Origin of the sequence: Jatrophihabitans sp. (assembly GCF_051960575.1) — a bacterium.
In the GTDB taxonomy this organism is placed as follows: Bacteria; Actinomycetota; Actinomycetes; order Mycobacteriales; family Jatrophihabitantaceae; genus JBQCEE01.
Map to the genome: position 1 here is coordinate 1 of NZ_JBQCEE010000020.1, position 9656 is coordinate 9656.

The 9656-nt window shown below is 70.8% G+C and carries 12 protein-coding genes; all 12 read right to left on the reverse strand.

Going from position 1 to position 9656, the window contains the following annotated elements; genetic code table 11:
• Positions 1-65: 65 nt before the first annotated feature.
• The gene (locus ACTHMS_RS00920) at positions 66-599 is read right to left on the reverse strand and encodes a hypothetical protein (protein WP_440304798.1); all 534 of its coding nucleotides are present in this window, start codon (positions 597-599) and stop codon (positions 66-68) included.
• Positions 596-1252: a nicotinamide riboside transporter PnuC gene (gene pnuC / locus ACTHMS_RS00925; protein WP_440304799.1), complete on the reverse strand. Its 657-nt coding sequence runs from the start codon at positions 1250-1252 to the stop codon at positions 596-598. Before pnuC ends, ACTHMS_RS00920 begins: the two co-directional genes overlap by 4 nt.
• 134 nt (positions 1253-1386) lie before the next feature.
• Positions 1387-1884, reverse strand: a complete 498-nt coding sequence (locus ACTHMS_RS00930; RefSeq protein ID WP_440304800.1) for a hypothetical protein — start codon at positions 1882-1884, stop codon at positions 1387-1389.
• Positions 1885-1894: 10 nt separating this feature from the next.
• Positions 1895-2257: a response regulator gene (locus ACTHMS_RS00935; protein ID WP_440304801.1), complete on the reverse strand. Its 363-nt coding sequence runs from the start codon at positions 2255-2257 to the stop codon at positions 1895-1897.
• A 3-nt stretch (positions 2258-2260) separates the two neighbouring features.
• Positions 2261-2713 carry a chemotaxis protein CheX gene (locus ACTHMS_RS00940; protein WP_440304802.1) on the reverse strand — a complete coding sequence of 151 codons (453 nt, stop codon included), beginning with the start codon at positions 2711-2713 and terminating at the stop codon, positions 2261-2263.
• Entirely contained in the window at positions 2710-3096 is a 387-nt protein-coding gene (locus tag ACTHMS_RS00945) for a response regulator (RefSeq protein ID WP_440304803.1), read from the reverse strand. Before ACTHMS_RS00945 ends, ACTHMS_RS00940 begins: the two co-directional genes overlap by 4 nt.
• A 2-nt stretch (positions 3097-3098) precedes the next feature.
• A complete protein-coding gene (locus ACTHMS_RS00950; RefSeq protein ID WP_440304804.1) occupies positions 3099-3923 on the reverse strand; it encodes a CheR family methyltransferase in 825 nt (274 codons plus the stop codon).
• A 13-nt stretch (positions 3924-3936) separates the two neighbouring features.
• The gene (gene cheB, locus ACTHMS_RS00955; RefSeq protein WP_440304805.1) at positions 3937-5061 is read right to left on the reverse strand and encodes a chemotaxis-specific protein-glutamate methyltransferase CheB; all 1125 of its coding nucleotides are present in this window, start codon (positions 5059-5061) and stop codon (positions 3937-3939) included.
• Between the two features lie 56 nt (positions 5062-5117).
• Positions 5118-7247: a GAF domain-containing protein gene (locus ACTHMS_RS00960; RefSeq protein ID WP_440304806.1), complete on the reverse strand. Its 2130-nt coding sequence runs from the start codon at positions 7245-7247 to the stop codon at positions 5118-5120.
• Positions 7244-7714 carry a chemotaxis protein CheW gene (locus tag ACTHMS_RS00965; protein ID WP_440304807.1) on the reverse strand — a complete coding sequence of 157 codons (471 nt, stop codon included), beginning with the start codon at positions 7712-7714 and terminating at the stop codon, positions 7244-7246. The genes ACTHMS_RS00960 and ACTHMS_RS00965 overlap by 4 nt, the downstream gene beginning before the upstream one ends.
• A gap of 5 nt (positions 7715-7719) precedes the next feature.
• Positions 7720-9435 (reverse strand): chemotaxis protein CheA, encoded by a 1716-nt coding sequence (locus ACTHMS_RS00970; protein WP_440304808.1) that lies wholly within the window; start codon positions 9433-9435, stop codon positions 7720-7722.
• A 27-nt stretch (positions 9436-9462) separates the two neighbouring features.
• A partial coding sequence (locus tag ACTHMS_RS00975) for a hypothetical protein (RefSeq protein WP_440304809.1) occupies positions 9463-9656 on the reverse strand: 194 nt, incomplete at its 5' end.

Genomic DNA, 9656 nt, shown 5'->3' on the forward strand with positions numbered 1-9656 from the left:
CCGGTGTAGCCGCCCCCAAACACCAACACCCATCCGTTCCCCTCCCCCGCACTCCCGCGCGCTCGTTAGTGCTCGCCGAGCGCCCGCGAGACGGTGGTCGTCCCGGTCGACTCCGCGCCGACCACGACCACCCGCGACGTCAGTCCGGCACGGGTCGCCGGGGCGAGCTGGTCCCAGTGCCCCGCGAGGTCACGGCGCACCGCCGTCGCCGAGCAGCCCTCCCTGTCGAGGCGCACCGCCTTCGCCCCGAAGCGGGCGGCGAGCTCGTCACCGTAGGCGTCCCCGCAGAACACCGCGTCGACCGGCCGTGTCCCGCGGTGCCGCAGGGCCGCCCGCATGCAGGCGACCTGCGCCGTCCAGACCTGCTCGTCGGTCACGTCCAGCGGCGCGTCGCACGGGATGCCGACGACGTCGACGTCCGGGTGCTCGTCGCGCAGCCAGGCGATCCGGTCGGCGAGCGACAGCGTCTCGGCGGCGCTGCTCATGACCAGCACGGTGAAGCGGTCGCACCGCGCGGCCGCGGCGCGGATCGAGCGGTGGTGGCCGGCGTGGGGCGGATAGAACTTGCCGATGAGCAGGCCGGAACGGTACGCCGTCACGCCGCGACCGCCTCGACCGTGCGCGGGGCTGCAGTGCCGGCCATCGCCCGGCTCCACGCGCGCAGGCCGCCGAGACAGAGGGCGAGGAACAGCACGTAGACCGCCGCCGTGAGGTAGAGCTCCTTCGCCGCGTAGAGCGGGATGTACACGATGTCCGCGGCGATCCAGAAGCCCCACGTCGCCGACCGGCGGTTGTTCAGCAGCCACTGGGCGGACACCGAGAGCGCGGTCGTCAGGGCGTCCCAGAACGGCGCGGCGTCGTCGGCCGCCCGCAGCACGAGGGTGAGCACGGCCGTCCCGCCCACCACGAGCGCGAGACAGCACGCGAGCTCGATGCGTCCGGACCGCCGCACCGGCACCTGCGTCGGCACGCCGGCGCTGCGCCACCACTGCCACCAGCCCAGCACCCCGAGCACGAGGAACAGCACCTGCAGCGAGGCATCGGCCCAGAGCCGGGCGTCCGCGAAGAGCACCAGGAACAGAGCGGAGTTCGCCAGTCCGACCGGGAAATTCAGCACGTGCCGACGAACCGTCAGCCACACGCAGGCGCCGCCGGTCAGGAAGCCGAGCAGCTCCGCCCATGTCACCGCGTCCGCACCCAGACGGAACACCACCTCGTCCAACGGCTGCACCAGCCAGTCGAGCCACCCCATATCGATCTCCCTGTTCTAGTTATGGTGACTATAACCAGAACAAGCGGTCGGTCAACCCTGAGAAAACACGAAGGCGCGGCCCACCCCCATGGCGGGCCGCGCCTTCGCCCGAAAAGGCGGCAGGTCGAGCAGCGTCAGATAGTGTTGGGCAGGACGAAGCCGAGCCGCCCCTGGCCGTAGCCCTGCACGTCGACCTTGACGTCCATGCGGCCGGTCAGCCGACGCACGACCGTGTTGAGGTCGCCGGCCAGCGGGCCACCGGGGCCGTGGAGGTTCCCGATCCGCACGTGGTCGAGCCCCTCCTTGTTGAACAGCGACGAGAGGATGTTGAGGATCTCGTAGACGTTGTCGATCACCGGGGACGAGAGCCGTCCCTCCTTGACCATGTCCTGCGCACCGCCGGCGGGCAGCAGGCCGATGGCCGACCCGACGTAGGCGGCGAACGGCAGGTCGACCACCACGACGACTGCGAGCTGGTCGTGGTCGTCGATGTACTCGGCCGTCACGGCGTTGTCGTGCGGCAACGGCGCCCAGGCGTCGCCGTAGCTCAGCGTGACGTCACGACCGAGCAGGTCGAGCAGCAGGTCACGGATCTCCTTGGACTGCGGCAGCACGTCATTGGCGAGTGTCATCGTGGCCTCCTCAGCCCAGCACCGGCTCGAGCACGTCGCGGAAGGTGTCCGCGTTGAACGGCTTCGCGATCAGGAACAGCGCACCGGCCTCGGCGGCGGTGTCACGCATCGCGGGCGAACCCTCGGAGGTGACGAAGCCGAACGGCCGGGCGTCGCCCTGCGAGCGCAGCGACCGCAGGAACTCGATGCCGGTCATCTCCGGCATGTTCCAGTCGGACAGCACCAGGTCGGGCTGCTCGTCGGCGCACATCGCGAGGCCTTCGGCGCCGTTGGACGCCTCGACGACCGTCACGTGGCCGTAGCCGGCCTGGCGCAGCGTGCGCGTCACGATCTGACGCATGACGCGGCTGTCGTCAGCGATCAAGACCTTCATGTCCTACTCCTTCACCGAGGCGGCCGACCAGACCGACACCCGTAGCGGTTCGCCCTCCCAGCACAGGTCGAGGCGCACAGCCTCGGCCGCGTTGGGCCAGTACTCACTGCCGCGAACGACGTGCGGCAACGACAACACATTCGGCCCGGGAACGACGGACTTGACGTTTCCGCCGACCACGTTGGCCAGTTCGCCGATCGCGTCGACGATGTCCGAGTCGGAGACGATGTCGGTCAGGAACAGCCGCGACGCGAAACGCCGCGCGAACCCGTCCGAGCAGCCGACGACGACGTGCCCGGGCCACTCCCCCGTCATCGAGACCGAGGCCGACAACGACAGGTCGGCATCGGACACCGGGTTGGCGTAGACATCCGCCTCACCGAGCAGGGCGAGGAAGATGTCCGACAGCATGGCGTCGACCACGACGCCGTCGATCACAACATCTGTCGAGGTCACCAGGCCACCGCCTCTTCGTTCGGCACCAGCCCGAGGAAGCGCAGCTTGTCGACCAGCGCGTCGGCGGTGAACGGCTTGATGAGGTACTCGTGGGCGCCGGCGGCGAGCGCACGCACGATCTGGCCGTGCTCGCTCTCGGTCGTCACCATCATGATCGTCATGCGGCGGGCGTCCGACCGGCTGCGGGCGGCCGTGACGAACGACAGCCCGTCCATGACCGGCATGTTCCAGTCGACCAGCGCGACGTCGGGCACACCCTCGTCGAGCTTGTCGAGGGCCTGCTGGCCGTCGGCGGCCTCGACCACCTCGAACCCGATCTCGCTGACGATGCGGCGCAGCACCATGCGCATGGCGCGCGAGTCGTCGACGACAAGTGCTTTCACGTTCAGGCCTCCTTGCGGTAGACGACGGTGTTGTCGACGCGGACGGCGGTGAAGCCGTCGACCAGGCCGACGGTGGACTCGGACGACCCCAGGAACAGGTAGCCGCCGGGGGTGAGGTTCTTGCGGATCTTCTCGAGGATCTGACGACGCACGTCGAGCTCGAAGTAGATGAGCACGTTGCGGCAGAAGACCACGTCGAACACCGGCATGATCGGCCAGACCTCGGCGAGGTTGATCCGCTCGAACGTCGCCTTCTGCTTGATGATGTCGGAGATGACGTAGTCGGCGCCCTCGCGCTTGAAGTACTTGACCAGCAGCGGCGCGGGCAGGCCGCGGTTGACCTCGAGGGCCGAGAAGCGGCCGCTGCGGGCCTTCGCCAGCACCTCGTTCGACAGGTCGGTGCCGTGCAGCGTCACGTCCCAGGTCGAGAGCTGCGGGAACTGGCTGTCGAGCAGCATCGCGATCGAGTACAGCTCCTGGCCGGTCGAGCTGGCGGCGCTCCAGATGCGCAGCTTGCGCGTCGTCGCCTTGAGCTCGAGGACGTCGGGCACGACCTTCGTCCGCAGCGCGTCGAAGGGGCTGTGGTCGCGGAAGAACGAGGTCTCGTTCGTGGTCATCGCCTCGATGACCTTTTCCTTGACAGCGGGGTTCGGGAACGGCCGGCGCAGCTCGCCGACCAGGGCGGCGAGGTCGTCCAGGCCGACCTCCCGGGCCACGGGCATGAGCCGTGACTCGACGAGGTACTCCTTGCCCGGACCGATCGAGATGGCCGATCGGTCCCGGACGAAGTCGGCGAGGAAGGTGAAGTCCTCCGTGCTCACAGGCATGTGCGTCCTCCCATCACAGGGTCGCGGGGGTCCGACGGAGGATCTCGCCGGCCAGTTGGTCAAGGGGTAGGACGGCCGACGCGAGACCGGCCTTTGCGACGAAGCCGGGCATGCCCCAGACGACCGAGGTGGCTTCGTCCTGCACGATCATCTGGCCGCCCGCGGCCAGGATGTTCTTCGCGCCCTCGAGCCCGTCCTGTCCCATGCCGGTCAGGACGACGCCGAGCACGCCCGCCTTCGCGGCCTTCGCCGCGGTGCGGAACAGCACGTCGACGGCCGGCCGGCACGAGTTCTCGGGTGGGATGTCCGAGAGCTCGAGCCGGTACCCCGCGGCGGTGCGGGTGACCTCGACGTGGTGGCCGCCGGGGGCGACGTAGACCGTGCCGGGCTTCGCGAGCTCGCCACCGGCGGCCTCGACCACGGTGAGCGGGCTGATCTTGTCCAACCGCTGGGCGAGCATCGCGGTGAACACCGGCGGCATGTGCTGCACCAGCACGACCGGCACCGGCAGGTTCGCCGGCAGCATCGGCAGCAGCGTCGCCAGTGCGTCCGGACCGCCGGTCGACACACCGACGACGAGCAGGTCGACCGCACCGGTGCGCGGTGCCACGGTGGCGACGGGCGCTGCCGTCACGACCGGGGCGGCTGCGACCGTGCGACGCGGCGGTGTCAGCACTTGCGACGCCGAGGACGCCGGCGGTGCCGAGGACGCCGGGTGCTTGCGCTCGGCGTACCTGCTGCCCCACATCCGCACCTTCGGCAGCAGGCTGTCACGCACCTGGTCGGCCACCTCGTCGCGGTTGTTCGCTCCGCTGGGCTTGGTGGCGTAGTCGTTCGCACCGAGCGCGAGGGCGTCGAGGGTGGCGACGGCCCCGCGCTCGGTCAGCGTGCTGTACATGATGACCGGCAGCGACGGCCAGCTCTTGCGGATCTCGGCGAGCGTCTCGATGCCGGTGAGGCCCGGCATCTCGACGTCCAGGGTGACGACGTCCGGCTCGAGCTCGGCGATGCGCCGCAGCCCGATCCGTCCGTCGGACGCGGTACCGACGACCTCGATGTCGCCGGCCGCGTCCAGCACCGTGGCGACGGTGCGCCGGACGACGACGGAGTCGTCGACCACGAGGGCGCGCACGGTCACGGCAGGCCTACCTTCACAGTTGTTGAGACAGGGACGGGATCAGGGCGGACGACGGCTCAGGCGCTGCGGCGCTCGTAGTGGAACTGGCCCACCAGCCGCTTGAGCTCGGACGCCATGCCGGCCAGCGTGCTCGCCGCACCGTTGGCGTCCTCGGCACCGCGCTGCGCACCTTGGGCCGCATCGGCGACGTCGGTGATGTCCGAGGCGATGCCGTTGGCGCCGCCCGCGGCCTCGGTGACGCTCCGGGCGATCTCGTTGGTCGTCGCGGTCTGCTCCTCGACGGCCGACGCGATCGTCGTCTGGATGTCGTTGATGTTGTCGATGATCCCGCCGATCTCGTCGATCGCCTCGACGGCACCGCGGGTGCTCGACTGGATCGCCTCGATCTTCTGACCGATGTCCTCGGTCGCGCGGGCCGTCTCCTTGGCCAGCTCCTTGACCTCGTTCGCGACCACGGCGAAGCCCTTGCCGGCCTCGCCGGCCCGCGCCGCCTCGATGGTGGCGTTGAGGGCGAGCAGGTTGGTCTGCTGGGCGATCGAGGTGATCACCTTGATGACCTTGCCGATCTCGGCGCTCGACTCGCCCAGGCTCGCGACGGTGCCCTTGGCGTCGCCGGCGACCCGCACGGCCTGGGTGGCGACACCCGCCGCAGCGGCGGCGTTCTTCGCGATCTCGCGGATCGAGGCGGTCATCTCCTCGGCCGCGGTGGCGACCGTCTGGATGCTCGCCGACACCTGCACCGACGCGGACGACGCGCTCGCGGCCCGCTCGGAGGTCTGCGTCGCCGCGCGGCCCAGGCCACCGGACACCTCGGTCAGGTGGTCGGCGGAGTTGGCGAGCGACTCGGCGGTGTTGCCGATCTCGGCGATGTTCTTGCGCATGGTCTCGACGAGCGCCTCGACACCCTCGGCCAGGCGGCCGATCGCGTCGGTGCCGTGCACCGGCATCGCGACGGTCAGATCGCCGCTCACCGCGGTGTTCACGACGTCGAGCACCTGGTCGACCTTGACGCGCAGTTCCTCGGCGGCCTCGCGCTGGGCGATCTCGGCGCCGATACGCTCGAGGGCCTGCGAGACCAGCCGGCCGACGTTGCGCAGCGCGTCGAGCCGCTCGGCCGTCGGCGACAGCGTCTCGGTCGCGAAGAAGTCCATCGTCGCGACGACCGAGCCGTTGATGATGAGCGGGAAGCAGACGCCCGACTTGACGCCGACCTTCTGTGCGACGGGTGCCCGCACGCAGTCGGTCATCTCGCCGATGTCCTTGGTGAAGTACAGGTCGCGCGAGGCCCAGGCGCGGCCGGACAGGCCGACGCCCTCACGGAAAGAGGCGGCCAGCGTGACGGCGCGGAACTCGGGGCCGGCGTCGCCGGACTCGAGCCCGAAGTGCAGTGCGTTGTCCTCCTTGTTCAGCGGCCAGTACGACCCGTAGGCCCAGCCGAACGCGTTGCGCACCGTGTCGAGCGCCGACTTCACGGCGTCCTCGATGGTGCTGCAGTTCTGCAGCGCCGACAGCACCGAGTTCACGGCGGTCGTGTCGGCGGCGGAGGCGGCCTGCGCGGCCTGGCGGGCGAGCCGCTCGCAGGCGGCGGAGACGAGGCGCCCGACGAGACGCAGCGCCTCGAGGCGGTTGTCCGAGAGGTCGAGCGTCTCGGTGGCGAAGAAGTCCATCGTGCCGACGACCTCGCCGTTGGCGATAATCGGGAAGCAGACGCCCGACTTGACGCCCACCTTCTGCGCGATCGGGGCGCGAACACAGTCGGTCATCTCGCCGAGGTCAGGGGTGAAGAACAGGTCACGGCTGCGCCAGGCACGGCCGGACAGGCCCACACCCTCCTTGAACGACGCGGCGAGGGTGACCTTGCGGAACTCCTCGCCGGCGTCGCCGTCCTCGACGACGAAGTGCAGCGCGTTGTCCGACGGGTCGACGGCCCAGTACGAGCCGTAGGCCCAACCGAACGCGTCCCGCACCGTCTCGAGGGCGCGGCGGGCGGCCTCGTCGACCGACCGGGTGCTGTGGATGGCCGACTGCACGCGGCTGACCGCGGCGAGGTCGGCGGCCGACTCGGCCTTCAGCGCCTCGAGGTCGGCGAGCACCGAGTCGAGCTCGGGCGAGGCCTCCTCGCTGCGGGCCGACGGAACGCGGGCGGACCGCGTCCGGGTGTCGAGGGGGGTGTGGGGTGCGGTCACTTCGTTCCTCCGGGGGTTCGCTGGCCCGCCGGGACGTCGGCGGCACAGTCTGCATCGAGCACGAGCAGGATTGCTTCGGGTAGGGAGATGACGCCGACCACCGCCTCGCGGACGGTGAGCGGCAGGGTGGCGGGGACGGGCTCGAACGGCGCGTCCCCGATGTCGATCACGTCGCCGATGTCGTCGACGAGCAGACTGACGGCCTCGTTGCGGCTGCGGACGATCACGTTCATCGGCACCTCGTCGGCCGGCCGCTCGCGCAGGCCGAGCCGGTGGCGCAGGTCGATCGCGGTGACGATCTGGCCACGCAGGTTGATCAGCCCGGTCACGGCCTCGGGGGCGCGCGGGACGGGCGTCATCTCCTGGTAGCGCAGCACCTCCTGCACGTCGTAGACGGCGAGGCCGAAGTACAGCCCGTCGGCCCAGAACGTGCAGTACTGGGTGGTGGCGTGGATGGTGAGGGTCATGGCGATCAGCTCCCGGCCAGCGCGACGACGGTGTCGAGGTCGACGAGATCGGTGACGCGGTCCTGCACGACGGCCGAGCCGATGACACCGTTGCGGCGCCCGACACGGCTGGCCTTGACCGACGTCTCGACGACGTCGAGCACGCGGCCGACCACGATGCCGACGCGGCCGTCGACGTCGTCGCCGTGCACGACCACCGAGATGAGCTCGGGGTCGTCGGCCGGCTCGGGCACGCCGATCGCGCTGGCGAGCCGGACGAGCGGCAGCAGGCCGTCGCGGTACTGCACCACCTCGGCCCGGCCCGACCGCTCGATGCGGTCGGCGCTGAACTCCTCGAGCCGGGCGACCTGGGCGAGCGGCAGCGCCGCCCGCCGGCCGGAACCGACGTCGAGCACGAGCAGGGCCTCGACGTCGCTGTCGGTGCCGCGGGTGTCGGCGGTCGTGGACGCGGGGGTGGCCGAGACGCCCTGGGCGTGCGCCAGGCCTGCGACGTCCAGGATGAGGGCGACCCGGCCGTCGCCCATGATCGTGGCGCCGGCGTAGATCGGCAGGCTCTTGAGCTGGCGGCCCATCGGCTTGACGACGATCTCCTGCGTGTCGTGCACCTCGGCGACCGAGAGGCCGAAGCGGATGTCGTCGGCCTGCACCACCACGATGGTCAGCGCCTCGCCGCGCACCTCCTCGACTCCGAGCGCGCCGGCCATCGACACCAGCGGCAGCAGGTGGCCGCGCAGGCGCAGCACCGGCGCGCCGGCGAGGTGCTCGATGTTGTTGCGCAGTTCCTCGCCCTCGAGGCGGACGAGCTCGACCAGGTTGACCTGCGGGATCGCGTAGCGCTCGCCGCCCTCGCCGACGACGAGCGCCGGGATGATCGCGAGCGTCAGCGGGATGCGCACACGCACGGTGGTGCCGTTGCCCGGCCGGCTGGTGATGTCGGCGGTGCCGCCGATGCGCTCGATGTTCGTGCGCACGACGTCCATGCCGACACCGCGTCCGGAGACGTTGGTGACGGCCGCCGCGGTCGAGAAGCCGGGACGGAAGATGAGGTCGTTGATCTCGCGGGTGTCCATGCGCGAGAGCTGGTCCTGCGTGACGATGCCGCGCTGCAGGGCGACCTGGCCGATCTTGGCCGGGTCGAGGCCCTTGCCGTCGGCGGAGATCTCGACGACGACCTGGCCGCTCTCGTGGAACGCGCGCAGCGAGAGCGTGCCCTCGGCCGGCTTGCCCTTGGCCACGCGGTCCTCGGGCGCCTCGATGCCGTGGTCGATCGCGTTGCGCACCAGGTGGGTCAGCGGGTCCTTCACCGCCTCGAGCACCGACCGGTCGAGCTCGGTCTCGTGGCCCTCCATGTGCAGCTTGACCTTGCGGCCGAGCTGCGCGCCCAGGTCGCGGACGACGCGCGGCAGCTTCGCCCACACGCTGCCGATCGGCTGCATGCGGGTCTTCATGATCGACTCCTGCAGCTCGCTCGCGACCAGGTCGAGGCGCTGCGAGGCGCGCACGAGGTCGACATCGGCGGCCGAGTCGGCCTGCTGCAGGATCTGGTTGCGCGTGAGGACGAGCTCGCCGACGAGGCGGACGAGCGTGTCGAGCAGGGCGACGTCGACCCGCACGGTGCTGTCGCTGATGTTGCGCTTCTCGCCCTCCGGGTGCGCCGCCTCGGCGGCCGGCGCCGGCTCGACGGCGATGGCGACCGCCTGCAGGGGCGCGTCCCCGACCACCCGAACGGCGGCGGCCGGCGCCGGGTCCTACCGCGCGGGCGGGGCCTGGGTCGGGATCACCGGCTGGGTCTCGGGCTCGGCGGCGGTCACCAGCGGTGCCGACACCTCGGCGACGAGCTCGGCGATCAGCGGCGTTCCAGCGGCAGGCGGCTGCCCGGCAGCAGGAGCGTCGAGGAGCCCGGACACCATGTCGACGACCGCCGTCACGTCCACGTCACCCT